The sequence below is a fragment of the Rhizobium sp. CNPSo 3670 genome (assembly GCF_057784555.1).
In genome coordinates, this window is record NZ_JBXSOL010000014.1 from 131,616 (window position 1) to 156,632 (window position 25,017).

Here is a 25,017-nt window from a genome sequence, read left to right on the forward strand (position 1 = left end):
CCACATTCTTTGACTGATTATCGAAGCTCGGCGTCGGCAGGCGCAACGGCATTTCGTCTCTGCAGCAGGGCGAGGATCGTGATCCCCGACAATCCGGTGACGGCGCTCAGCATGGCGGTCCCGGAATAACCGGTCACATAAGTGCCGGCGGCAAAGACCAGCGCCCCGATGCCCGCGCTGGCAAAAACGTTGACGGAGATCAGTGCGCTGCCGAGCCCCGGCCGGTCGGCGATGAGATCCTGCAGATAGGTGATCGGGATGCTGATGATCGCCGCCGCGCCGATGCCAGCGAGCAAGGTGAGCGCGTAGAGATGCCACGGCTGGGAGGCAAAACCGAGGAGGCCGAGGAATGCGGCATAGACGATGGTGCCGGCGGCAAGCGCGGTCATGTGACCCGCATCCCGCGCGATCCGCGACCAGACGATGATGAAGACGATCTCGAGCAAGGCGACGATCCCGACCAGAATGCCGACGTCGCTGAGCGCGCCATGGGCCGCGCCGGTGGCGATCAACGGCAGCAGGGCGTCGTTGAGATGCAGCGTACTGGTGATCAGCGCCACCCCGATGATATGCGCCGAAATCCGCGGTGAAATCACCTGCCGCAGGGCGCCGAGATAGGAAAGATGATCAATGGTGGCGATCTCCGTTGCCGCCCGCTTCGGCAGGGCGAAGAGGATGATGCTATGGCATAAGAGACAGGAGATGGCGGCAAAGAGATAGGCCGGCAGCATACTCGATGCGCCCGAAAGCAGAAGGCCCGTAATGCCGGGAATCAGCACCCAGGAGAGCGAGATCATGGCGCGCACGCCTGAGTTGGCCGTCACCATGTCGTCCCGGCTCATGCCCTGCATCGCCGCGCGCGCATTGGCAAACAGCAGTGAATTCAGCGCCCCATAGATCGGGAGCGGCAGCAGCGCGCTGATGACGAAGACGGGCACGCTCGGAAAGGCATAGACCATGCCGTAGCCGGCAATGCCGAAGATGCAGGCGCCGATCATCGCTGAACGGTATTCGCCGAGCCGGTCGGCGAGATTGCCGAGCAGAACGCTGATGATCACATTCACCGCCGCCGAAGCAAAGGCCAGGAAGGAATAGAGACCGTCGCTCAAGCCCAATTCGCGGATGCCGACGATCGAACGATAGGGCGCGGTCATCGCTCCCGCCATGCCGAAGGTGAAAATGGCGATCATGCTGGCGCGGATCGCCGGATTGCGGAAGACGTCGGGAAAGAGGCGGCTCATGAAATCATCAATCGTCAGGGAAATCGGCAGGCGCAGCCGCGGCGGGCAGTCCCGAAGGTCATGTCATGCATCGCGTCTCTAAAAAACGAAGCCCTGACAGTCAGTAATGTTCGGATTGGGAAAAGGTTCTCGCCAGCTCGGCCTGGCCGGCCGTAAGGCCGCAATCGACCGGCAGGCAGATGCCCGTGATCGCTGCGGCGAGCGGCCCGGCAAGGAAGGCCACGGCATTGGCAACATCCTTCGGATCGACGACGCGCTGCAGCGGATACCAGCGGCGCGCCTCCTCGAACACGTTTGGATTGGCCCTCGCGCGCGCTTCCCAGGCCTGCGTCTTCACCGTGCCGGGTGCGACGGCATTGGAGCGAATGCCGAACTTGCCGTATTCCACGGCGACCAGCCGGGTGAAATGCAAGAGGCCCGCCTTGGCGGCGCTATAGGCCGGATGCCCGAAAACGTTCATGCCGTTGACCGAGGCGATGTTGACGACGGAGCCCTTCGAGGCCTTCAACATCGGCTCGAAGGCGCGGAAGCATAAAAACGCCGCTTCGAGATTGAGCGCATTATCGGCCCGCCAGATCTCTGGCGTTGTATCGTGCAGGCTGGTGGCGCGGGCGGCCCCGGCATTGTTGACGAGGGTTCGCACGACGCCGCTGCCGGCAGCACGTTCTGCCAATCCGGCAATGCTCGCCTCGCTGGTCACGTCACATCCGACGGCGACGAAACGCTCCTCCGGTCCGAGTTTCGAAGCCGCGGCGGCAGCGGCAGCCGCATCGATATCGGCAAGCAGTACGACATCATGGTCATCGGCGAGCCTCGCGGCAATCGCCGCGCCGATATCGCCTGCAGCGCCGGTCACGACGGCGATCGATTGGGTCATTGATTGTCGCTCCCGTTCATATGCTTCAATCTCCAAGCAATTGCCGGTCGTCGCCGTCGCGGTGAAGGACGAGCTGCTGCTTGATGCGCCGCAGCGTCACCGTCGCCTTCGGCTGAATGGCGTAGGCGATGAGGCTCGACAGGATATCGACCATCGCGATGTAGGCGATGCGCGTCGAGGTCGGGCGGTAGATATTGTTGCCTTCGGGAAGATCGATCGGTACGACGATTTCGGCGGCCTTGGCAACCGGGCTTTCCGTCTGGGTCAAAGCGATCGTTTTCACCTTGGTGTCGCGGGCAAGCTCGAAGGCCCGCACCAGCTCCATATTGCGCCCCGAGAAGGACGAGCCGATCAGCACGTCGCCAGGTTTCGCCGCGGCCGCCATCATCAGCTGCATGCTGTGGTCGGAACTCGCCGTGATGCGAAGGCCGAGACGGAAGAGGCGGTTCTGCAGCTCATCGGCGATCATCGACGAATTGCCGCCCGAGCCGAAGGCGTAGATCATGTCCGCCTTGGCGATATGGGAAACGGCGGCTTCGATAGCGGCCAGATCGAGCGACCGATGCAGGAGAAAGAGGGCGTTCTGGGCCTTGGTGATGATATCCTGGGCGACATCGGCCGGATCGGTGCTTTTCGATTCCGGCTTCAGATAGCGCACGCCGATATGAGCGGTGCGGGCAAGCTGCACCTTGAAATCGGAAAAGCTCTCGCAGCCCAGCCGCCGGCAAAAGCGCGTGACGGTCGGCGGCGACACCTCGGCCCGCTCCGCGAGCTCGATGATCGAGGCGTTTACGGCGAATTCGAAGTCGTTGACGATGATCTCGGCGATGCGGCTTTCGGAGGGAGAGAGCCGGCCCTTGTCTTCCTGCAATGTCGAAAAGATATCCAAACCCGCTCCCCCGATGGTATCCGCTAATCACCCTTCTTCTTATAGGCCACGCAGTCGATCTCAACCTTGCAATCGACCATCATCGACGATTGCACACAGGCACGCGCCGGCGGATGCTCGCCGAAATACTCCTGATAGATCTTGTTGAAGGTCCAGAAGTCGCGCGGATCGTCGAGCCAGACGCCGACGCGCACGACATGCTCGACGCCGTAACCAGCTTCCTCCAGGATCTCAAGAACATTGGCGATCGTCTTATGGGTCTGGGCGATGATGTTGCCGTCGATGATCTCGCCATCTTCCATCGCAACCTGGCCGGAAACATAGAGCCATCCGTCAGCTTCGACGGCGCGCGCGAAGGGCAGCGCCTTGCCGCCGGCGCCGGTTTGAACAGTGCCATAGCGCTTGATAGGCATTCTCACGTCCTTGCAAATTATTTTCTTGATAAGTTGACAAGTGACCATAGAAAGCAGAATTTGACCAGTGAAAAACGCCTTTTATGAAAAGAATTTCAATCCGGGGCAGCCATGCGCGATCCATTCCAGAATCCTTTCCCATCCGATAGCGCCCGCCACGCGATCTGGGAGATGCTCGTTCCCCGCGATATCGATGCCTTTCTGGCCGCCGATTGGTCGATGGTGGAGCATGACTTCGTGGAAGATGGCTTCATCGGCATCGATGGCCGCAAGGAGACAAACCCCGACAAATGGCGGCTCGCTTTCCCGACGCTCAAAGCCTACCGCGACGAGTGGCTGAGGCAGGCGGAGGATTTCGCCAAACAGAGCTTCGCTGAAGATGCGCGCACAGCGATCTTCACCACGACGACGCTCGAAGATATCGAGATCGAAGGCGACACGGCGCTGGTTCGCAAGAAATTCGACGGCGGCATTACCAAGGCGGACGGCACCCGCGATGTCCTGCAATGGCAGACGCTTTATTACTGCCGGCTTCACCAGGGACGCTGGAAGATCTCAGGTTTCACCGGCTACCTGCCGAACCCGATGGGTTGAAGCGGAGCCGATAGAAGAAGGCCACTTTCTTGCGCATTTTCACGGCAGCACTGGCGACCGAGACCAACACCTTCTCCCCGATCTGCGTGGATCGCCGCGCCTTCGAAGCCTCACTCTATGCCCCGCCCGGCCAGCATCCCGAAACGCCGACGCTCTGCACCGCGCCGATCACCGTCGGCAGGCGCGTCGCCAAAGAGAAGGGATGGGAGCTGATCGAGGGAACCGCCACCTGGGCCGACCCCGCCGGCCTCGTCAACCGGGCCACCTACGAGGCGCTGCGCGACGAAATCCTCGGGCAGCTCAGGGCTGCTATGCCTGTTGATGCCATCGTCATGGGCCTGCATGGCGCCATGGTGGCGTCCGGATATGAGGATACGGAAGGCGATCTTCTCCAGCGCATGCGCGAAATCGTCGGGCCCGACGTGCTCATCTCGGCCGAACTCGATCCGCACAGCCATTTGACCGCAAAGCGCGTCGCCGCGCTCGATTTCGCCGTCTATTTCAAGGAATTTCCGCACACCGACTTCGTCGACCGCGCCGAAGATCTCTGGCGCATCGCCGTGGAAACGCTCGAAGGCCGGGTTAAGCCAGTCATGTCGGTGTTCGACTGCCGCATGATCGATGTCTTCCCGACATCGCGTGACCCCATGCGCTCCTTCGTCGACAAGATCATGCAGATCGAAAAGGACGACCCCGAGATTCTCTCGATCTCGGTGATCCACGGTTTCATGGTCGGCGACGTCCCCGAAATGGGAACGAAACTGCTTGTCGTGACCGACAACAAGCCGGAAAAAGGCGCGGCGCTGGCGCGCGAACTCGGCCTTGAACTCTTTTCCAAGCGCGGCACCTTCATGGTCCCGCAGATCGACGAGAAGCAGGCCGTCGCGCGCGCAATGGCCGCGACCGCATGGCCCGTCGTCATCGCCGACGTCTGGGACAATCCGGGCGGCGGCACGGCAGGCGATGCGACTGTCATTCTCGCGGAGCTTATGGCCCGCGGCGTCACGAGCGCCGCCATCGGCACCATCTGGGATCCGGTGGCCGTGCAGATTTGTTTTGCCGCGGGCGAGGGGGCGGAAATTCCGCTGCGCTTCGGCGCCAAGTCAGCCCCCGGCACTGGCAATCCCATCGACGGCACCGTCAGGGTCGTCAAGCTGGTGAGGAATGCCGAGATGCAGTTTGGTGAGAGCCTGGCACCCTTCGGCGATGCCGCCCATATCGTCCTCAACGGCATCGACATCATTCTCAATTCGACCCGCGCCCAGAGCTTCGACCCCAGCCTGTTTTCGGTCATGGGCATCGATCCCAAGAAGCAGAAGATCCTGGTGATCAAATCCACCAACCACTTCTTCGCGTCATTCTCGAAGATTGCGGCGGAAATCCTTTACTGCTCCGCCGGAACGCCTTATCCCAATAATCCGGCGACGACGCCATACCGGCGGGCGCCAAAGACCATCTGGCCGATCGTGGCCGATCCACATGGGACAGAACGCGGAGCCGCCTGAATGCATGACAATCGGTTTGCCGTCGTTGCCAAGGCCGGTGACCGGATCGCCGATCTCTCGACGCCGCGTCCTGTCATCGACGAAGACCGGCTGGCTGCAAACATCGCCCGCGTTCAATCCTATATGGATCAGCATGGGCTGAACTTCCGCCCGCATATCAAGACGCACAAGATTCCGGCACTCGCCGTCGCACAGGTCGCCGCCGGCGCCAAGGGCATCAACTGCCAGAAGGTCACGGAAGCCGAGGTCTTTGCCGAAGCCGGCTTCGGCGACATTCTGATCACCTTCAACATTCTCGGACAGCAGAAGCTCGAGCGCCTGGCCAGGCTGAACGAGAAAATTCCAGCCCTGAAAGTCGTCGCCGACAGCGAAGTGACGGTCGATGGGCTCGCCGCACATTTTTCCGGCCATAAGCCGCTGACGGTGCTTGTGGAATGCGACACCGGCGCCGGCCGCTGTGGCGTGCAGACGCCGGAGGAGGCGGCCTCGCTCGCCAAGCGCATCGCCGCAGCCGACGGCCTCACCTTCGGCGGCATCGTGACCTATCCGAAACCGCAATCGGCCGCCGCCGTGGAAGCCTTCATCACTGAGGCGGTAAGCCGCCTGCAGTCCGAAGGCATAGGCTGCGCCATCGTCAGCAATGGCGGAACGCCAAGCCTTTTCGAGGCGCATCTCGTCACGTCGGCCACGGAACACCGCGCCGGCACCTATATCTATAACGACCGCCAGATGGTGCGCATGGGCCATTGCACCGAAGACGATTGCGCCATGCATGTGCTGGCGACTGTCGTCTCCCGCCCCACCGCCGACCGCGCCGTCATCGATTCCGGCTCAAAGGCGCTGACCTCGGATCTCCAGGGCTTCAGCGACTACGGCCTGATCGTCGGCTATCCCCAGGCGCGCATCACCAGCCTGTCGGAAGAACACGGCGTGATCGATCTTTCGAACTGCACCGGCCCCCGGCCGCACATCGGCGAGAAACTCTTCATCATCCCGAACCACGCCTGTGTGGTCTCCAACCTGTTCGACACGATGGTCTTCCACCGCGGCGGCGTCGTCACCCGCGTCGAAGAGGTCGCGGCTCGCGGGCTTGTCTGGTAGGAGCCGGTTTCGCGGAGAAATGGCCCGGGCCTGGGCTATTGATGGGGTGCTCGCAATCTGCGTATCAGCAAGACAGCAGTCGCTGGTTGTTGCAAGCGTGCGCGCGGAGGATGACTTCGTCGCACCAATTGCGAACATAGGCTCTAAGCGCGATTCTCGACTTGGGTCGACAGCGAACCAGCGACTGTTACACAATCGATTGTCAAAGCTGCAGGTCGTTCCGCGTTTGCTGAAATAATGGCTTAACTAGACAGGATCACACCAGTAACCTCCTTTGCCCATATATAGGTCGCCCGGACCCGTGCCATTGGTCCGCGGCAGCAGACACTCCCGAGCGTGCCTATCCGGTTCAGACCTTGATAGACTTGCCTACGGCGACCAGATCGGGAGACGACTTGGCGTTGATTTTAACGACCTGATTTTCCCATCCATTTTGAAGGAACTTTGTTGACAGAAGCGCGCTCTTGAATGAACCATGCTCATCTCGATCATACGTATCGACCGCCGCGTCGTAGTAGATGTCGACTGCCTTCTTCATGTACTTTCGGCGTCGAGCACGACGATGCAGTCTGCCATCGTCATGGCCTCGACCTGGTCGTGCGTTACATAGATCATCGTTTCCTTCGACGCCCTGCACAGCTTGGCAAGCTCGATACGCACATCGGCGAAGCAGCGGGAATTAGATCGAACGGCCGTCATATGCCCAATGCAACAGAGCCTGGCGTTGGCGGGGCCGGCACCAGCAATCTCCGGGCTCGCAGGCTCGGCGCAGCTGAGCGACATGGCGGCGAATGGCTTTCCAGCGGGCGATCTGTCGCTCGTCCTCGCCGGGCATGCGGCGACCTTGATAATAACGGCAGTACCACTGGAACCAGCCACGCGGATCGTCGGGATGTATCCATCCCTTGGCTCGCCAGACGCTAAGGGGTTGGCTGGCGTCGACACCGAAGCAATTCAGTGACGGATCCTTTCGCAGCGGCGACAGACGGGCCTCTGCAAACCAGCTTTCCGGGAATTCGCCACGACAATCTGTCATGTATTTGCCACCGAACACGCCGCGCGCAAGCATCTCGGCGGGGGTCAGCTCTGGCCGGAAGTCGGGATGGAAGTTGCGGCCACTTGGTGCAGCGAGAACGTATCGGTAGCCTTGCTGCATCCGATCATTCACGACGATCCACCGGGCTTTCATCGGGCGCCCTCCGACAGCGGTTTCGGGCGGTTGCGTCGCCAGATGGACACGTTGAGGGCCGCCGCGAAACTCACCCACGCGAGGTAAGGAACAAGGAGCAGGGCAGCAGCCGAATTCGCGGGATAAAACAGGATGATCGTCGCCAGGATCGCAGTCCAAAGCAGCATGATCTCCACCGCGGCCAGCCCGGGTCGGTGAAGTGCAAAAAAGATCGGCGACCACGCAGCATTGAGCAAAAGCTGGACTGCATAGACACTGAGCGGGAATGCTGCGCCGGCAATGCCTGCCTGCAGCCACAGGAGCCAGCCCGACAGTCCGATCGAGGCATAGAGTACCGTCCAGACCGGGGCGAACAGCCAATCGGGCGGGCGCCATCCTGGCTTGTCGAGCTGCTTGTACCAGTCGCCTGGCCGAAAAATCACGCCGGTAGCCGCCGCAGCAAAGCTCGCGGCCTGAAAGGCGACCAGCACAAGAAGGGAATGCATGTCCATCCGACAAAAAGTGGAGGGAGCCGCCGACACGGCAAGCGGGTCCCTCCAAAGGCCCTATTGGTTCTGGCGAGCAGCGAACTCGCCGGAACTCATTGCAGAGAACAGCGGGATGACCTGCCAGGCGGCCGACAGCCCCACTAGGACGTAAACGATCCGGGCGAGCCCCGAGCCGGCCCCGAATATGGCGGCCACGAGGTCAAAGCCGAATAGCCCGACCAACCCCCAGTTCAGCCCGCCTACGATAACGAGGATGAGCGTTAGTACGTTGATAAATTTCACGGTTCTTCTCCAGTTGAGGGACGGGGGTCAGCCTTCCGGCGGTATGATCACCTTGTCGATGACATGGATGACACCATTGGAGGCAGCAATGTCGGCGGCAGTGACGGCGGCGTCGTTGACCGTGACGGTGGAGCCCTCGACGTTGACGTCGATCATTTTGCCATTGATCGACTTCGCCTCATCGATACCCACCACGTCCTTAGCCATGACCTTGCCCGCGACCACATGGTAGGTGAGGATCGCGGTGAGCTTTTGATTGTTTTCCGGCTTCAGAAGGTTTTCGACGGTGCCGGCCGGCAACTTGGCGAAGGCTTCATCGGTCGGAGCAAAGACCGTGAACGGACCCGTTCCCTTGAGAGTGGCGATCAGGCCCGCCGCTTCGAGCGCGGTCACCAGCGTCTTGAATTTACCCGCCTCCACGGCAGTGTCGACGACATCCTTCTCCGCGGCGACCCCGCTGAAACTGCTGCCGAGCGTGATTGCTGCAGCGACTAAAAGGCTTCTCAACTTCATGTCATTCTCCTCTCGATGACAGGTGCGCCATGCACCTCGACCTTTCATTTGGAGAACATTGATTTTATTACCACTCAAATTTTCGTGAGTGGAAACAGAATTTTCTTGTACAGAAAATTGTCGTTGTGATAGTTTCCCGAAACGAAAAGGAGTTTACGAGTGCTCTCCGACACGCTGTCCAATGAGCTTCAGCGCTACGCGATCGGCCCGCGTATCAAGACACTGCGACTGAGAAAGAAGCTGGGGCTGGTGCAGTTGGCGGGGCATACAGGGATCTCGCCTGCGATGCTTTCGAAGATCGAGCGCGGGCAGATGTTTCCGACGCTGCCCACGCTGCTTCGGATCGCCATGGTTTTCGGGGTCGGCCTCGATCACTTCTTCAAATCCGACAAGGAGGAGCCGCTCATCGCGGTCGTCCGAAAGCACGAGCGTCTCAAACTTCCCAGCCCGCCGGGCGAAAAGAACCCAGCCTTCCTCTTCGAAAGCCTCGATTATCCCGCTCCCGACCGCCGCATGGAGGCGTATTACGCCGAGTTCCCGCTCGATTCGCCGCCCTCGGAGCCGCATCAACATGGCAGCGCCGAATTCATCTACGTGCTCAACGGTCGGCTTGTCGTCATTGTGGACGGCAAGGAGACAGCGCTGGATGCGGGCGACGCTATGTATTTTGACTCAAGCGTTCCGCACAGTTACCGCCGGGAAGGCGAGGGAATCTCGACGGCTCTTGTTGTGATTTCTCCCTAGGCGGCCGCTGCCCTGTGTCAACCAATGCATTCGCGGAGCGTGTCGGCCACACGACACCAGTCGGACTCTGTCTCGGGCGGCTCCATGTATTTCATCACCACCCGACCGTTCGCGAACAGCCGGCCGTCGGTCATCGGGATCAGCGCTGAAACGTGCATGCCTTTTACTGGGATGAGCTCGGTTTCCCATGCGAGACCGGCGTCGGTTCTGTAGCCGAGACGACCGACCGCGACCTGTCCGTGGATGCGAACGCTCCACACGTCATTGGCAACTCCGCCCGTCAGCCGTTGATGCGGACCGCGTCTTCACCCCATTGTCCGAGCGCTTCCCATCCCATTGGCGATACTCTTGGCGGCGATGATTGACGGAAGAGGGTGTCATCTCGCCCCCGACGGGACTCCTGGTGGAACGAACCAAGCCCGTCGGCTCAAGCCGCCGTCGGATTGATCACGTTCGTATCGATTTCGGTCAGTTCCACGCGACGCTCGAATGCAATGCCCGCTTCGTCGAAGAGGTGGCAGTCAACGGCATTGATGCCCGTTGTCACAGGTGCGTCGGGGCGGATGCCGACGCTGCCGGGGAGCATGGCGCAGAAATTTTCGGCCTCGCCGTTGAGTGAGGCATAAGCGACCGTATTGGCGCCGAGGCGTTCGATGACCGTCGGGGTCACGGTGAAGACGATATCGCCGCCGTTCAGCTGGATGTGCTCCGGCCGGATGCCGAGCGTCAGCGTCTTGCCGGCCATGCCATCGCGCGGGGTCACCGGCAGAACGGCGGTCTGGCCTTGATAATCGACTTCGACGCCAGCGGCGCTGACGCTTTTGCAGGTCACCGGCAGGAAATTCATTTTGGGATTGCCGATGAAGCCGGCGACGAACTGGTTGGCGGGTTTGTGATAGAGCTCCAGCGGCGCGCCCGTCTGGGAAATGTTGCCGGCGTCGAGGACGACGATGCGGTCGGCCATGGTCATGGCTTCGACCTGGTCGTGCGTTACATAGATCATCGTCGCCTTCAACGCCCGGTGCAGCTTGGCAAGCTCGATGCGCATGTCTGCGCGCAGCGCCGCGTCGAGGTTGGATAGCGGCTCGTCGAACAGGAATATCTTCGGTTCGCGCACGATGGCGCGGCCGATCGCGACGCGCTGGCGCTGGCCGCCGGACAACATGCCGGGTTTCTGCTGCAGCCGCTGATCGAGATGCAGGATGCGCGCGGCATTCTCGACCTTGGCCTTGAGTTTTGACTCTTCCATCTTTTCGACGCGAAGCGGGAAGGCGATGTTCTCGAAGACCGACATATGCGGGTAGAGCGCGTAGGACTGGAACACCATGGCGATGCCGCGCTTGACGGGCGGCAGGTCATTGACCCTGACGCCGTCGATGACGATGTCGCCCGCGGTCGTCGCGTCAAGACCGGCGATCATGCGCAAGAGCGTGGACTTGCCGCAGCCGGACGGACCGACGAAGACGACGAACTCACCATTGCGAACCTCGAGCTGCACGCCCTTCAGAACCTCGTAGTCGCCATAGAACTTCTGGACTTTGTTGAGAAGAAGCTGACCCAAAAATCTGTCTCCGCCGGCGGTCTTCGTGCCATATTCATCATAAGGGGAGGGATCGCGGACTGTTACCTCCGCGATCCCAAGGCATTGAAGCAAGCTTACTTGAAGGCTTCGATTTCGCCAGCCGCCTTCTTGAGCGCGGCTTCCGGTTCGGCCTTGCCCGTGACGACGGACTGGATCATCTCGATCATTGAGTTCTGGAAGCCCTTATAGTCGGTGAAGAGCGGCTCGGGACCACCATAGTCGATGCCTTCGATGAGCGGCTTCCAGTAGGGGTCCTTGGCGACGAACTCGTCGACCTTCTTCGAGGGCCGCAGCGGGGTGAGGCCGGCGCCGCCCTGCAGCTCGTATTCCGACTGGACATCCGGCGAGGTGATGAACTTGGCGAATTCGGTCGCCTTGTCCTCGACGCCGGAACCCTTGAAGATCGCCAGGCTGTCGGTGATCAGCAGCGTGCCGGGGCCTTTGGCATCGGGACCGAGCGGCAGCGTCGTGATACCCCAGTTGATCTTCGTCTCCTTCAGGCGGGAGGCAGCGCCCGAGCCTGCCTGGATCATGGCAACCTTGCCGTCGAGGAAGATGGCGCGGACTTCGTTCTGCTCATAGGCCGTCGGGCCTTCTTCGGAGTAGGGGACGATATCCTTATAGGCCTTCAGCGCGGCGAGAATCTGCGGGCTGTCGAGCGTGATCTTGCCTTCGGCATCGGTCACCGCGCCGTTGTTGGTGTAAACCCAATGCATGAACTGGTGCATGGTGTTGTCGAAGGTCTTGGCGGAAAGACCGAAGCCCGGAATGCCGGTCTTTTCCTTGATGGTCTTGGCCATCTCGATTTCTTCAGCCCAGGTCTTCGGCGGCTTCTCGGGATCGAGGCCGGCCTGCTTGAACAGGTCCTTGTTCCAGTAGAGCGCCTTGGTGGAGAAGGCGATCGGGACGCCCCACTGATTGCCCTCGAAGGTCACCGTGTCGACGATATGGGGGTAATAGGCTTTCTTTTCGTCGTCGGTCATTGGCACCGGGACGATGAGGTCGTTCTGGGCGAATTCCTTCAGCGTGCGCGAGCCGACATAGGCCATGGCAACAGGCGTGCCGGCAGCGGCGAGCGTTGTTGCCTTGTCCTGGCACTGCGCCCAGCCGACGACTTCTGGCGTGACCTTCCAGCCCGCGTTCTTTTCTTCCCACTGCTTGATGTATTTGGTGTGGACCGGGTCGATCGTGTCGCCGCAATAGATCCAGCTGATTTCCTTGTCGGCCGCATGGGCAGTGACCGCAGTCAATGCCGTCGAACCGAGCAAAGCAAGCGCCATAAGGCCTGTCTTGATTGTAATGCTCACGTCGTGACTCCCATCGTGGTTGTTAGCTGTTCACTCGTTTTTTAGTCTTATTGTTTCACCGCACCGGCGGTCAGACCGCCGACGAGGTAACGCTGAAGGAAGAAGATGACGACCATCGCCGGCGCAATGCCGACGAAGGAAGCCGCCATCAGTTCGTTCCAGATGACCTCCTGCTTGCCGAAGTAAGCAAAGAGCCCCACCGGCAAGGGCATGTATTCGGTCTTCGAGTTGAACGTCAGCGCGAAGATGAATTGCTGGGCGTAAGCGCCGATGAAGGTGGTGATGGCGACGACGATAATGCCCGGCATCGCAATGGGCAGGATGACGCGGCGAAGCGTGTAGAAATGGCTGGCGCCATCCATGAAGGCGGCTTCGTTGAGTTCCTGGGGAATCCGGATCATATAGGTGCGCAGCAGCCAGATCGCCGACGGGATCAGGAAGGCGACGCCCGGCACGATCATGGCGAGATAGGTGTTGAGCACGCCCATGCTGCGCATCAGCCGGAAGAGCGGGATCAACAGCACGGCGCCGGAGAACATGTTCACCGTCAGGAAGGCGCCGAGCAGGATGCCCATGCCCTTGAATTCGAACTTCGCGAAGGCGTAGGAGGCCGGAATGACGAGGCAGAGCACGATCAGCGTGACGATGATCGAGATGAAGAAGGAGTTGAAGATATAGCGCCCGAAGCCCGGCACGCTGATCCACATCGTCCGGTAGGCGTCGAACGAGCCGTGCTCCGGCCAGAAGCGGTAGGGCGAGGAGAAAAGCTGGGCAAGCGGCTTCAGAGACACCAGGAAGCCCTCGACGAAGGGCGCCAGCACGAAGAACAGAAACACCGCGATGCCGCAATAGATCAGGACGATTTCCCACCAGCGGTAGCGGTCGATCATGGCCGGGCTGCTCATGCGCGCTTCTCCGGATTGAGGCGGCGGGTGACACGGAAATAGGCAAAGCAGAAGAGCGACAGGAAGATGCAGATCAGCACGGCGCGCGCCGCACCTTCACCGTATTTCTTCGAACCGATTGCGGTCTGATAGGTATCGATGATCATCGTCGTCGTCTCGCCGCTCGGGCCGCCCTGCGTCAGGATCCAGATGATGTCGAACGAGTTGAAGGTGGCGATCAGCGACAGCATCGACATGGTGATGATGGCGGGCACCATCAGCGGCAGGGTGATGCGGCGGAAACGGTACCAGCGGCCGGCGCCGTCGGTCCAGGCGGCTTCGTAGAGATCCTTCGGGATCGACTGGATCGCCGCCAGGAAATAGATCGTCACCAGCGGCACGCCGATCCACACGTCGGTGACGATGGTCGCCCAGAAGGCGGTGCTTCCATAGGCGAGGAAGGCGACCGGGCCGTCGACGAGGCCGAAGCGCTGCAACAGACCCGAGATCATCCCGAACTGGCCATTATACATCCAGCCCCACATGAAGATGCCGATCGCCATCGGCACGATCCATGGCGGCATGGTTAAAAGCCGGAACAGGGAGCGTCCGGGAACGGCGGCATTCAGCATGCAAGCGCCGAAGGTGCCGATCACCATTTTCAAGGCGACGGAGAAGAAGGTCCAGACGAAGGTGCGGAGGATGACCTCCGCGAATGTGGCGTTGAAGATCTTCTCGTAGTTGATCCAGCCGACCCAATTGGTGGTCTTCTTCAGCGACGCATCGGTGAAGGAGAGAATGAACGTATCGACGAGGGGATAGGCGACGATGGCGAGAACATAGAGAACGGCCGGAAGAAGGAGGATCCAGGCGAAGATGAAGGCGCTTCTTTGAACACTCATCTTGCCGCCTTCCTCAAGCCGCTCTGGCGTGAAGGGCCTCGTCGAAGCGGTCCCAGACGGGACGCAGGTCGACGACTGATTTCTTCATTCTCGCTTCGTCCATGGCAAGGGCCAGAATGCCGGCTTCGAGCGCATTCAGCGTGGAGACGGGAAGTTCGAGCCCTGTGCGCACGCTTTCCAGCAGGTCGCTCGCCATCTGTTCGTCGGCGCCGTAATGCTGGGACAGTTCGGTTGCAGCATAAGCGTTTGCGACCACCTTGTTGCCGGTCAGCTGTTCGTGCACGTTGAGATAGCCGCGAACGAAATCGCCCTCGGCCATGCCGCGCGAGCCCATGATGGCGAAGCGGCGGAACTGGTCGGGTACGTTCAGATTGGTATGGAAGTTCATGCCGACGCCATTGGCATATTCGACGATCGCCACCTGATAGTCGATGATATCGGCGTCGCTGTCGAAAACCTTGTCCGATCCCATCCAGCCGCTCGGCTTGCGGTGGAAAAGCTCGAGATCGTTGATGCCTTCGCGCGCCGGGTCGTTGGCCGGAATGAAGCTCTTGCGGCCGCCGAAACTGGCGACGCGCTCCGGCCGCGCGCCGACGACACCATTGTAGAGGTCGAGGTCGTGGCAGCATTTCTCCAGCATAAAGCTGCCGGAATAGCGCTCGTAGCGGCGCCAGTCGCGCATGAAGAAGGCGCCGTGATAGGGCTCTATATGTTCGGAGGCCTCGATCGACACGATCTGACCGAGTTTGCCCTCGGCCTGAATGGCGCGCAGATCCTTGTAGAGAGGGGAGTAACGCAGCACCAGACCGACCATCAGCCGCTCATGGCCGAACTTCGCCATCAGATGGGCAAGCTCGATGCTTTCTGCGATGGTCGTGACGATCGGCTTTTCGCAGAAGACCTTGAGACCGGCTTGCAGCCCGAGTTTGATATGGTCGAGATGCATGTGATTGGGGGAACCGATCATCAAGAGATCAAGCTTTTCGGAGGCGAGGAGCTCCTCCGGCGAGCCGTAGGCCTTGCCGGCGGAAATGCCCTTTTCCGTCAAACCGGGAAGGCCGGCAGGATCGGGGTCGACATAGCCGACGATATCGAAACTGCTATCGATCGCTTTGAAGACGTAGCCGAGATAGCCGAGCCGGAATCCGAGCCCGATGATGCCCACTTTCATGCCGATCAAGTTCCCGATTAAGTAATTTATTTTCTTTAAGTTGGGACAAAAAACAAAGGGCGTCAATAGAAAACGGGGCGCAAGACGCGAGTATGAAATTGATTTTCATAATTCGCGGGCGAGGATCGTTAAAGCGCTGCCACCGCCAAAATGCGGAGGCAACCGGTGGAAGAGCCATCTTCAAAGCAGGAATGCTGACGTCATTGTTGCGGACCCGGCAAGCTCACGCAAAAATCGCGAAATGTTGAAAAGAGTAGCTAGCCCGGGTGTGTAGGATGGGCGATACCCCGAAGGAGGAGCCATCATGACCCGCATGACAGCCAAGGACTTTCCGCAGGAACTGCTCGAACTTTACGATTATTATGCGCATGGAAAAATCACCAAGCGCGAGTTTCTCGACCGGGCCGCCAAGTTTGCGGTCGGTGGGGTGACGGCAGCCGCCATTCTTGCGTCGCTCAGCCCGAACTACGCGCTGGCGACCCAGGTCGAGTCTACCGATCCCGATATATCGGCCGAATACATCACCTATCCCTCTCCCAAAGGAAACGGCGATGTCCGCGGCTATCTCGTGCGACCCGCAAAGGCCGACGGCAAGGTTGCGGGCGTGGTCGTCGTTCACGAGAATAGAGGCCTGAACCCCTATATCGAGGATGTGGCGCGGCGCGTGGCAAAGGCCGGCTTCATTGCCCTGGCGCCGGATGGGCTGACATCGGTCGGCGGTTATCCCGGCAATGACGAGAAGGGGCGGGAGCTCCAGCAGAAAGTCGATCCGGAAAAGCTGATGAACGACTTTTTCGCGGCGGTCGAATTCCTGATGAAGGGTGATCTCACCAGCGGAAAGGTCGGCATAACAGGCTTCTGCTATGGCGGCGGCGTCGCCAACGCTGCGGCGGTCGCCTATCCCGAACTGGCCGCAGCCGTGCCCTTCTATGGCCGGCAGCCGAGCGCCGAGGACGTGCCGAAGATCAAGGCGCCATTGCTTCTCCACTATGCCGGGCTGGACAAGGGGATCAACGAAGGCTGGCCGGCCTACGAAGCCGCGCTGAAAGCGGCGGGAAAAACCTACGAGGCCTATATCTACCCCGACGTCAATCACGGCTTTCATAATGACACCACGCCGCGCTACGACGAGGCGGCAGCCAAGCTCGCCTGGCAGCGAACGGTCGACTGGTTCACGAAATACCTTGCCTGAAAATGCAGTGGCGTGAGGCTGCGGGGAGCCATCCCCGCCGCATGGCCTCGTGTCCCGCTATTGCGAACGGTCGACCTTGCGCCGTCCCCGACTGAGCATCATTCCGCCGACGATGAGAACAATCCCGCCGGCGTTCGCCCAGAATGATCCCGGGACCCCGCTGACATAATCAAATGCCACCCCCGTTACCATCTGCCCGCCGATGATCAGCAGAGCCGAATTGACGGCGCCGATCCGCGCAATCGCCCAACTGCCGGCCGCCACGAAGACAACGCCGATCGGACCGCCTAGATAGGCGTACCAGGGCGCCTCGGCGGCGCCCGCGGGAAGCAGGCCCCCGACGAAGAGCCCGAGGCAGGTGAGGACGGCAAATCCGACGGCGTGATTCCAAAAGGATGCGATCAGCGGCGTCGTCGAGATGCTCAACCGCCCATTGAGCTGACGGCTGAGGCCGACGAGCACGCCGCCGAGACAAGCAAGCAGAATGAAGAGCGTCACGCCGCACCTCGCCCGAACAATATGATGAGCGCCGCCCCCGCAACGACGAGGCCGAGCGCAGTGATGCCTCGTGCGTCGGGATACCGCTTGCGCATGCCGAACAGTCCCCAACTGTCCGCCGCGACGCTGAAGACGACCTGGCCTGCCAGGCCCAGAGCCAGGGTGCCGGAGAGCCCGAGCGGTGAGCTGACCGCGGTCGAGGTCAGCATGACCGTTGCCGCGCCGGAGATACCGCCGAAATAAGCCCATAGAGGCGCGCGCAAGCTCTGTTCCGGCTTTGGCCTGCGTCGCCCGTGGATGAGCAGGAGAAGAATGACCGCGGCGATGATGCCTGTGCCGTGAGCGGTCCAGGAAGAAAACAGCGGATTTCCGTACCGTGCCAGCTCGCCATTGAGGTGCACCATGAAAGTCAGGAGCCCACCCGTGGCGAAAGCGCCAGCAAAGTAGATCGGATGCGGATTTCGTGCGGCTTCGATGGTCATTGGAGATCCCGTCAGCGAATCGATTGCGGCGGATGTTTTTCAAATTGCCACTAAGGCCATTCATCGGCATCCTCAGCAAGACGTGTCGTCATAGCCTGACAGGCATGGAGGACGCGATGCTGCTCAAAGGCGAACGGACATTTCTGGTGCGGGATGCTGGCGGTTTTGTCGCGCACATCAATATGCCGGGATGGTTGAAGCCGAAGCCGACGGACCATGGCCACGGCCCTCTCGCTATGATCGTCGAATCCATCCTGGTCCCTGGCCGGCTGATCGCGATGCACGAGCACAGAAACGACGAGATCGTCTCCTGGGTGCCTGACGGCGTGATGCGTCACCAGGATCGGGCCACAGGCTGGCTGCTGATCGACCGCCATCATCTGATGGTGATGAATGCCGGGAAAGGCTTCTGGCACTCGGAGGAGACGATGGTGACCGATCCGCCGCTGCGAATGCTACAGATCGTCATTCGTCCGCGTGCGGCCGATCTGGTGCCGAAAATTCAATACGGCGCGATCCCTATGGTCGCGGCGAATGTCTGGCGACACCTCGTCGGCCCGGAAGGGGAAGGCACGCCGTTTTATGTCCGTAGCGCCGTCGACATCTTCGACATCCGACTGGAAGCGGGCGCGCGGGCGGAATTCCCGCGGAAACATGGCCGGGATCTCTACTTCTATGTCTTCCGTGGCTCAATCGCCGTTGATGGTCAAACCTTCAGGCAGGGCGAGCAGGGGCTGCATCTGTCCGATGACTGGCTCGACCTTGAAGCCAAGGATCCAGCCACGCTGATCGCGTTTCTCATCTATGCAAACGCACCGGTCGCCAAGCAGGGGACCGTCGGCGACCATAAGGACATACCGTCGGCCCTTGTCATCAGGGCGCTTCTGAAATGGAGGAAATTTCGGCAGAGGTGGCGACTTCACTAGGCGCGCTTCTGCGGCAATAGTGATTACCGCAAGTCGCTTCCGCTTTCGGCAATTGTGCGGTAGCCTGTCCGTTCGTTCACATCCAGCGAAGATTTCGCTGAGAGCCCAGAGATGCCGAGGACGGGCGAAATTAAGATCGTCCAGAGCTGCGGATAGTTTCCGTCAGCCGTGATCCGGCTAAAAATGCGATTGTGAACGGAACAAGCATGCCTGCAATTGGGTTTCGAACCTTAGCGTTTAAAAGGAGGAGCATCATGCCTACGGTTGCCGCGACGCCCATTACTCCGCCCGATCAGCACGTCGTCACCGCACGCGAAGCCATCGAGCCGCTGTATGAGAAGCTCGAACTGCAAACGGAATCGCTGGTTCTCTCTGCGGCGCTCGAAGCAGGATGGTCTCCGGACGAGGCAACGGAAGCGCTGGCGGCGCTCAGACTGCAGGACGCGCTGTCCATCCTCGACGAACGATCTGGCCAGTAGTTGGCGAAGAGTGACGACTCCGGCCATGGCGGGACAACTTCGTCGAAGACGCGACAACTTCGCTTCCGAGCCGGGCTACAACGTGCGCGTCCGCCCGAATGAGCGCAACAACAGATTAAGAGAGACGGCAACCTTGTCGATGTCGCGAATGTCCCGCGAATATCGGCCGGTGTAGAGTTTTACAATCATGCTGTCGCGGGCAGAGCCGCTGAGTTCGAAATAAAGGTGCAGGTAATAGGCTTGCTTGTCGCCGCCGCGACTTACGCTTCTTCGCCGTTGAGTGACCTGACCGAGCTCGGCTTTGATCGGGGCGAAGCCGGAGAGTTTCAGCATCACCGACTTGGACTGCAACCGGGCCATGGTGGGGACTGCAACGACCGCCTTGTCCAGTGCCAGACTGACGACTTGACCGGGGACATCGTCGACGATAGCGGGTTCATCGAGCTTAAACGCATGGAACAGGCGCCGAGGTTTCTCAAAGCAGATAAGTGACGCGATGAGCAGGACGACGATATTGATCCCTGACCACCAGGCCGCGACCGGCGAAAACTGGCCTTGTACATGCGATGTTTCTGGTACGACGTTGACCAGCAGGCCAACCACGGTGATCGTGATCATGCTTGCGATCCAGGCGAAGCTGTAGCGGTCGAACTGGTTCGCCTCGTTGCCACTGCCCTTTGGCGTCACCCTGAAAGGCTTGCCGAATGGTCTCACCAGGCTGGAGACCACGGTCGGCAGCATGCGGAATGTCGCAAAGGTCCCGACGGCGCTGGAAACCACAGGCAGATAGCGCGTCGGCGTGATCCACAGCATGAGCAGAAAATAAGCCGCCAGCAGCGGCACCTGATGAGACACATACGCGGCTATATCAGTGAAATAGAGCGGGACCAGGCCAAACCAGAGATAGACGATGGGGACGAGCAATATCGTGAAGCGGACCAGATACTGCACCAGCCATGACGCCGGCAGGAACATGATCCGTTGAAAGAGCGTCAATCCCGGGCCGCGCAGCGGGCCATTATACAGGTAAAGGGTTTGAATACCCCCCTGACACCAGCGTTCGCGCTGGACAAAATAACCGGTCAGGTTCTCGGCGGCCAGTCCCATCGACAGCCGCTCGTTCAGGTAGCGGGTCTTGTAGCCTTTGTTGAGCATCGAAAGAGTGGTCAGCAGGTCTTCTGTGATCGACTCCGTCGGAAAACCGCCTATTGCGTCGACGGCCTTGCGGCGGGCAATCGAGCATGACCCGCAGCAGAAACTGACGTCCCAGGCGTCTCGGCTGGGCGCGATCTCGTCGAAAAACAAGCGCTGCTCGTCCGGCCAGATATTCTCCAGGCCCAAGTTCGATTGGACCGGATCGACATTGAAGAAATGTTGGGGTGTCTGGACGATGCCGATGCTTTCATCGGAAAAGAACGGCAGCGTCCGACGAAGGAAATGTCGATAGGGAACAAAATCGGCGTCGAAGATCGCAATGAATTCGCCCGAGCTGACCTTCAGCCCATTGTTCATATTGCCGGCTTTGGCGTGCGCGTTGTCGCCGCGCGTGACGTGGATGACGTTCTTCTCCTCGCAATAGGCCTTCAGCCAATCCCGGCGTTGATCGTCAAGCACATAAACCGTCAATTTGTCGGCAGGATAATCCAGCGCGCGGGCGCCGATGATGGTTCGCTCGAGCACGTCGAGCGGCTCGTTATAGGTCGGAATGAAAACGTCGACAGTAGGCAGCTCACGCTTATCGCGCGCGAAGAAAACACGACCCAGCCTGTCCGCTTCCGCGCTCCGGTCGACATAGCGGCTCATCAATACAAGAAAAAGGATAACTTCGACGCACGCCAGAATCTCGACGAAGAAGAGGATCCACACCCAGTAGAAACTCGCACCGTCGCTGGGATAGGGAAGCACCGTCTCGGTCAAGCGCCAGAACATGTATCGCAATGCGAATGCTGCGACAAACGCGCAGGTCACCGCTCGTGTCCAGGTGTGATGCCGCGACCAATTGAACGGCCCGAGGAAAAAGAAGGCCAAAACAAAAAAGGTCGGAACCAGCGCTACAAGATACTGAACCACAGGCTTTTTACCCAGTTGGACAGGTCGATGCCGTGCTTGGAAAACCGTACCTGGACTGTGCGCCCCACCTGGCAGGAGTTCGCAAAGTCATCGTTCATGAAGGATGGATCGAGGCGAACCCGAATGCGGGCATTGCGCTGTGTCGACGGCGGCAAGCTGGCGGCAAAGGAATCGGCCTCAACCGAAGCCGAACTGCCTCTGACGGAGATGACCGTACCATTGAAGACATCGCTGCGGCCGAACAAGCGCACCTGAGCGACAAGTCCGGGATAGATTTCGTCATAGTTGACCTCGGGAACAAGAATATCCACAAACAGCTCCCGACAGTCGAGAAGGCGCATCAGCTCGTCGTTCAGCACGACGTTGGAACCGTTGACGATACTTCTGGTCCAAACAACGCCATCGAAAGGCGCTATTGCCGTTGCGGATTCAAGGCTGCTAACGCGGTTTGCCTCTTTGACGAGCTGTTTTTGAACTTCTGTCGCTCGTGTCTCATTCTCCGCTATGCGCGAATTCAAGTCGTTGATGCGAACGACAACCTCGTCCTCGCGCTGCCGCGAATAAGGCACGTCATTCTGCCCGTCGCCGAAAACAAAGATACCCTGGCGGACCGCATTGAGCCTTTGTTCCAGTTGATCGACAGTCAGATTGCTGATTTCGACCTCGCCGCCGGTCGCAGCTCCGGCGGCTCGCGCGACTTCGACCAGCTTCTGCGTAAGAATACCTTTTGACTCGAGCTCCATCCGGCGGTTCAGGTCGACCTGTGCGACAAGATCCTGGGCCTGCGACACTTCGACCTTTTTCCGCAGGATTTCGACTTCGCGTTCGAGATTGGCAATAGTTGTCTGCCTGTAGACCTCCAATCTTGCAGACAATTCCTCGCGAAGGGCGGAGAGCTCCTCCCGTTCCTTTTTAAGTGCCGCGACGCGGTCGAGCGCCGTGTTCCGATCTGCCTCGAGCGAGGCGAGAATTGCGCGATTGACGCGTGTATTTCTGATTTCTGCGAGGGATTGTCCCGCTTTGACCGGGCTGCCGACCTTGAGGGGTTCTTCCGCAATCGTGCCGTCGATTGGGGCATTAACGACAGCAAACCGGGCATTGACCGTGCCATCAAGGCTGGTAAAGCCGGTAATCGTCGGCAATGAGACGACGGTCACCAGTGCCAGCAGCAATAGGCCGACGACGATGCGTGTGATGCGATGGTTCCAGATCATGTTGGCATCCGAAGGTATCGCTCTGCAGCCATTCGTCGCTCTCGCGCTGACACGGATGGATGCAACTCATTCTTGCATACTTTAGCGCATGGAAATTTATAGACAAGTGATGGTCGTAAACCTGCGACAGAAACAGTTCGGCTCTGAACGAAATGCCACCGACGCAGGCGTGGCGCCGGCCTGTGGTCAAGCCCGGCGCGGCGACTGAACTGGGGGGTAATGGGTAGAACGTAGGGATAGGGGATGATGGAAATTACCGCGCCTGGTGAGGCCGCCATCTCATTGAGACAGAAATAGCGGAGCGGTTTGGCTTTTCACGAAAGCGCAGAACCGCTCCAACTTTTTTATCTACGCAGTTCCCGGCAAAAGCGCTTCGCGCTTTATTGGGGAAACCGCTTCTCACCTTGCCCGGAACGGCTCTAATGCGGCCGAAGTTCTTTGGTCGCGATCAGCATGACGAGATCTTCCGAGGCATCGGCGAGCGTCAATGCCAATTCCGCGGCCGACCATCCACGTTTCTGCAAACTGACGAGCATTTCCACCATTGCGACTTCGACTTCTCGTCTGCAGGTCGAAATTGGCTTCAATTGGATAACGTTCTCATCACATGCGGTAGTCATCTTAGCCTCCTCTGCCACATGAAGGGCAGCGTCAAAAAAATTCGACAGTGGTTGGATATGATAGGGGTTGCGTACAGACCTCGAGCCATTACGCATCGACATGTATGGCCTCGGCTGCGCGCAACCCCTCGCGCGCCACTATTGGCCAATATCGGCCTCAGGAGCGCCTCGTATTAGTCTGAACGACTGGCAATACAATTTTCCTGGCTCACCCTTGGATTGATTCCTGTTGAAAGCCATTGCTTGCGCAAGGCGAGCACGACTACTTCTTCGATAGTTCACGACTTATCCTCCCATGTTTGCGTTTTTTGTTTTGAACAAGTGTCGTTTTGTGTTGTCGGGGCTATCGCACCGGCAGCTAAGTATTTGGAATTTCCGAACTTCCTTCGGAATTAACCATTGCTTATTTAGATATATGAACGCGACACAATTGTCGTTATCGCAGCATCCAGAAAATTATCGGTCCGTCCATTTCTGCTCGCAGAGGAATATGATAAGTAGCTTATGCACGTAGAGCTTTAGCCAATTCGGATCTCGGATGGCGGTTGTTTGCTTCAGTTTCAACAGCCCGGATCGGCTAATGCGCTGGAGGAATTGGATGGTTGCGGAGTCTGGAGATGACCCGGCTGCGGGACGGGAATGGCCGGCGCACCTGGAGCGGCGGCGCTGGCCGCGCGAACCTTCTTCCCAGAAAGAACATCGGGTGGACATTCCATCGGCCTTGGTGCCCCTGCGATTTTCGACGCACGAACTGCCACAGAAAGAACAGTTCCAGGCTTGGCGATCACATGTGGCGCCCCTTATGGATGTACATCTGCCGGATGGAAAATCAGAGGGTGATGGTTTCCTCGCGGAACAGACCGGTTGGCACCTCGGCGATATCCTCATCGTTCAGCAGCGCGCGCAGGCGTGCAGCTATATTCGCGATCAGGCGATGCTGCGATCGAGCCCGATCGATCACTGGAACGTCGGCATACTGCGCAGCGGCCGGGCCTGGACCGAAGCCGATCGGCATGTAACCGAAACGGGCCCGGGTGAGATATTTTTCAGGTCTCTTGGTTATCCGTACCGCGGGCGGATGACCGATTCAGTCGCTGTGCTCGTCTTCCTGCCCTATGAACTGTTGACCGGTGATGCGACTCTTCTGCAGAGCGCCAACAACACCGCCTTCTCCGGTAGCCTGGCTGAATTGCTGGTCAGCTATATTAACGGCCTGGAAAAGAACCTGAGCAGCTTGACGGTGGAGGAGGTGCCGCGGATCATACGGACGATCGGCGATATGGTCGTTGCATGCGCTGCATCCTCCACAAGTTCGGACCGCGGCCAGGAACAGACCAATATGGGGCTGATGGAGCGGGCGCATCGCTATATTCACCTCAATCTTCATTCAGATAGCTTGACGCCTGAGGTCATGTGCCGAGCGCTGGGGATCTCGCGGACCCGGCTCTACCGATTGTTCGAAACGAGCGGGGGCGTCTTCACTTACATTCGCAAACGTCGCTTGCTGCAGGCCTATGCGGATCTTACCAATCCGACCGACAACAGACCGATCTCGGAGATTGCCGAGGCCGCCGGCTTCGACGTTGCAGCCAATTTCACGCGCGCGTTCAGCCATGAATTCGGGCTCAGCCCGCGTGAAGTCCGAAAGACCATAGCAACCGAGCACCCGGCCATCCCAGCAACACGTTCCATGCGACGTGTCGGGACAACGATCGGCGACTGGCTGACGCTCGCACGTTGATGTGGAAGAAATAAAAGCCGCATTGCTGCTACTTTTCAAGCAATTACGCAGCGGCCTTTACTCAACGCTTTCAAGTTCCATAAGATCGATTACGCCAGATTCGAGTTGGAATG

At 59.5% G+C, this 25,017-nt stretch carries 27 protein-coding genes and 2 pseudogenes; 8 read left to right on the forward strand and 21 right to left on the reverse strand.

Annotated elements, in window-relative coordinates; all coding sequences use genetic code 11:
• Positions 1-17: 17 nt before the first annotated feature.
• The 4 genes from AC13QO_RS16795 to AC13QO_RS16810 all read right to left on the reverse strand — a co-directional run bounded on the left by AC13QO_RS16795 (position 18) and on the right by AC13QO_RS16810 (position 3,420).
• Complete coding sequence (locus tag AC13QO_RS16795) at positions 18-1,241, reverse strand: MFS transporter (protein WP_488541294.1); 1,224 nt, start codon at positions 1,239-1,241, stop codon at positions 18-20.
• 100 nt (positions 1,242-1,341) lie between these two features.
• Positions 1,342-2,118 (reverse strand): SDR family oxidoreductase, encoded by a 777-nt coding sequence (locus tag AC13QO_RS16800; RefSeq protein ID WP_085781176.1) that lies wholly within the window; start codon positions 2,116-2,118, stop codon positions 1,342-1,344.
• 25 nt (positions 2,119-2,143) lie between these two features.
• A complete protein-coding gene (locus AC13QO_RS16805) occupies positions 2,144-3,007 on the reverse strand; it encodes a MurR/RpiR family transcriptional regulator (protein WP_085781175.1) in 864 nt (287 codons plus the stop codon).
• Between the two features lie 23 nt (positions 3,008-3,030).
• Positions 3,031-3,420 (reverse strand): RidA family protein, encoded by a 390-nt coding sequence (locus AC13QO_RS16810; RefSeq protein ID WP_085781174.1) that lies wholly within the window; start codon positions 3,418-3,420, stop codon positions 3,031-3,033.
• 111 nt (positions 3,421-3,531) lie between these two features.
• Here AC13QO_RS16810 and AC13QO_RS16815 point away from each other — a divergent pair, with 111 nt between their 5' ends.
• Genes AC13QO_RS16815 through AC13QO_RS16825 form a run of 3 tightly spaced genes read left to right on the forward strand, consistent with a single transcriptional unit; the run spans position 3,532 to position 6,620 of the window.
• Entirely contained in the window at positions 3,532-4,014 is a 483-nt protein-coding gene (locus tag AC13QO_RS16815; RefSeq protein ID WP_488541295.1) for a hypothetical protein, read from the forward strand.
• 29 nt (positions 4,015-4,043) lie between these two features.
• Positions 4,044-5,519 (forward strand): M81 family metallopeptidase, encoded by a 1,476-nt coding sequence (locus AC13QO_RS16820; RefSeq protein WP_488541296.1) that lies wholly within the window; start codon positions 4,044-4,046, stop codon positions 5,517-5,519.
• Complete coding sequence (locus AC13QO_RS16825; protein ID WP_488541297.1) at positions 5,520-6,620, forward strand: D-TA family PLP-dependent enzyme; 1,101 nt, start codon at positions 5,520-5,522, stop codon at positions 6,618-6,620.
• 349 nt (positions 6,621-6,969) lie between these two features.
• Here AC13QO_RS16825 and AC13QO_RS16830 read toward each other — a convergent pair whose 3' ends face one another.
• The 6 genes and pseudogenes from AC13QO_RS16830 to AC13QO_RS16855 form a co-directional block, all read right to left on the reverse strand.
• Entirely contained in the window at positions 6,970-7,158 is a 189-nt protein-coding gene (locus AC13QO_RS16830) for a hypothetical protein (RefSeq protein ID WP_488541298.1), read from the reverse strand.
• An 8-nt stretch (positions 7,159-7,166) separates the two neighbouring features.
• Positions 7,167-7,286 (reverse strand): annotated as a pseudogene (locus tag AC13QO_RS16835) (ABC transporter ATP-binding protein); the annotation flags it as partial.
• Positions 7,287-7,299: 13 nt separating this feature from the next.
• Positions 7,300-7,809 (reverse strand): hypothetical protein, encoded by a 510-nt coding sequence (locus AC13QO_RS16840; protein WP_085781170.1) that lies wholly within the window; start codon positions 7,807-7,809, stop codon positions 7,300-7,302.
• A complete protein-coding gene (locus AC13QO_RS16845; RefSeq protein WP_488541307.1) occupies positions 7,806-8,294 on the reverse strand; it encodes a TspO/MBR family protein in 489 nt (162 codons plus the stop codon). The genes AC13QO_RS16840 and AC13QO_RS16845 overlap by 4 nt, the downstream gene beginning before the upstream one ends.
• A gap of 60 nt (positions 8,295-8,354) precedes the next feature.
• Entirely contained in the window at positions 8,355-8,579 is a 225-nt protein-coding gene (locus AC13QO_RS16850; RefSeq protein WP_488541299.1) for a DUF378 domain-containing protein, read from the reverse strand.
• Between the two features lie 27 nt (positions 8,580-8,606).
• On the reverse strand, positions 8,607-9,092 hold the full coding sequence (locus AC13QO_RS16855; RefSeq protein WP_488541300.1) for a fasciclin domain-containing protein: 486 nt from the start codon (positions 9,090-9,092) through the stop codon (positions 8,607-8,609).
• Positions 9,093-9,251: 159 nt separating this feature from the next.
• On the opposite strand from AC13QO_RS16855, the gene AC13QO_RS16860 reads away from it, so the two are divergent.
• Complete coding sequence (locus tag AC13QO_RS16860; protein ID WP_488541301.1) at positions 9,252-9,836, forward strand: helix-turn-helix domain-containing protein; 585 nt, start codon at positions 9,252-9,254, stop codon at positions 9,834-9,836.
• A 9-nt stretch (positions 9,837-9,845) separates the two neighbouring features.
• On the opposite strand, the pseudogene AC13QO_RS16865 reads toward AC13QO_RS16860, so the two are convergent.
• The 6 genes and pseudogenes from AC13QO_RS16865 to AC13QO_RS16890 all read right to left on the reverse strand — a co-directional run.
• Positions 9,846-10,173: pseudogene (locus AC13QO_RS16865) on the reverse strand (aminoglycoside phosphotransferase); the annotation flags it as partial.
• A gap of 90 nt (positions 10,174-10,263) precedes the next feature.
• On the reverse strand, positions 10,264-11,397 hold the full coding sequence (locus AC13QO_RS16870; RefSeq protein WP_085781166.1) for an ABC transporter ATP-binding protein: 1,134 nt from the start codon (positions 11,395-11,397) through the stop codon (positions 10,264-10,266).
• 95 nt (positions 11,398-11,492) lie between these two features.
• Positions 11,493-12,698: an ABC transporter substrate-binding protein gene (locus AC13QO_RS16875; protein ID WP_221145228.1), complete on the reverse strand. Its 1,206-nt coding sequence runs from the start codon at positions 12,696-12,698 to the stop codon at positions 11,493-11,495.
• A 74-nt stretch (positions 12,699-12,772) separates the two neighbouring features.
• A complete protein-coding gene (locus AC13QO_RS16880; protein WP_488541302.1) occupies positions 12,773-13,630 on the reverse strand; it encodes a carbohydrate ABC transporter permease in 858 nt (285 codons plus the stop codon).
• Positions 13,627-14,511, reverse strand: a complete 885-nt coding sequence (locus tag AC13QO_RS16885; protein WP_011428222.1) for a carbohydrate ABC transporter permease — start codon at positions 14,509-14,511, stop codon at positions 13,627-13,629. The genes AC13QO_RS16880 and AC13QO_RS16885 overlap by 4 nt, the downstream gene beginning before the upstream one ends.
• Before the next feature lie 13 nt (positions 14,512-14,524).
• A complete protein-coding gene (locus AC13QO_RS16890; RefSeq protein WP_085781163.1) occupies positions 14,525-15,682 on the reverse strand; it encodes a Gfo/Idh/MocA family protein in 1,158 nt (385 codons plus the stop codon).
• A 304-nt stretch (positions 15,683-15,986) separates the two neighbouring features.
• Between AC13QO_RS16890 and yghX the strand changes: the two genes are divergently transcribed.
• A complete protein-coding gene (gene yghX / locus AC13QO_RS16895) occupies positions 15,987-16,874 on the forward strand; it encodes a YghX family hydrolase (protein ID WP_488541303.1) in 888 nt (295 codons plus the stop codon).
• A gap of 57 nt (positions 16,875-16,931) precedes the next feature.
• Here yghX and AC13QO_RS16900 read toward each other — a convergent pair whose 3' ends face one another.
• Positions 16,932-17,372, reverse strand: coding sequence for a DMT family transporter (locus AC13QO_RS16900; protein ID WP_097601390.1), 441 nt, complete (start codon positions 17,370-17,372; stop codon positions 16,932-16,934).
• Positions 17,369-17,854: a DMT family transporter gene (locus AC13QO_RS16905; protein ID WP_488541304.1), complete on the reverse strand. Its 486-nt coding sequence runs from the start codon at positions 17,852-17,854 to the stop codon at positions 17,369-17,371. Before AC13QO_RS16905 ends, AC13QO_RS16900 begins: the two co-directional genes overlap by 4 nt.
• Before the next feature lie 116 nt (positions 17,855-17,970).
• Between AC13QO_RS16905 and AC13QO_RS16910 the strand changes: the two genes are divergently transcribed.
• Positions 17,971-18,780 (forward strand): pirin family protein, encoded by an 810-nt coding sequence (locus tag AC13QO_RS16910; RefSeq protein ID WP_488541305.1) that lies wholly within the window; start codon positions 17,971-17,973, stop codon positions 18,778-18,780.
• A gap of 254 nt (positions 18,781-19,034) precedes the next feature.
• Entirely contained in the window at positions 19,035-19,259 is a 225-nt protein-coding gene (locus AC13QO_RS16915) for a hypothetical protein (protein ID WP_064695708.1), read from the forward strand.
• A 75-nt stretch (positions 19,260-19,334) separates the two neighbouring features.
• On the opposite strand, the gene AC13QO_RS16920 is transcribed toward AC13QO_RS16915, so the two are convergent.
• The 3 genes from AC13QO_RS16920 to AC13QO_RS16930 form a co-directional block, all read right to left on the reverse strand.
• On the reverse strand, positions 19,335-21,329 hold the full coding sequence (locus AC13QO_RS16920; protein WP_488541306.1) for a glycosyltransferase family 2 protein: 1,995 nt from the start codon (positions 21,327-21,329) through the stop codon (positions 19,335-19,337).
• On the reverse strand, positions 21,311-22,543 hold the full coding sequence (locus tag AC13QO_RS16925; protein ID WP_285195156.1) for an HlyD family secretion protein: 1,233 nt from the start codon (positions 22,541-22,543) through the stop codon (positions 21,311-21,313). Before AC13QO_RS16925 ends, AC13QO_RS16920 begins: the two co-directional genes overlap by 19 nt.
• 419 nt (positions 22,544-22,962) lie before the next feature.
• Complete coding sequence (locus tag AC13QO_RS16930) at positions 22,963-23,163, reverse strand: hypothetical protein (RefSeq protein WP_221156573.1); 201 nt, start codon at positions 23,161-23,163, stop codon at positions 22,963-22,965.
• A gap of 598 nt (positions 23,164-23,761) precedes the next feature.
• Between AC13QO_RS16930 and AC13QO_RS16935 the strand changes: the two genes are divergently transcribed.
• Positions 23,762-24,904, forward strand: a complete 1,143-nt coding sequence (locus AC13QO_RS16935) for a helix-turn-helix domain-containing protein (RefSeq protein ID WP_285195158.1) — start codon at positions 23,762-23,764, stop codon at positions 24,902-24,904.
• Positions 24,905-25,017 lie beyond the last annotated feature (113 nt).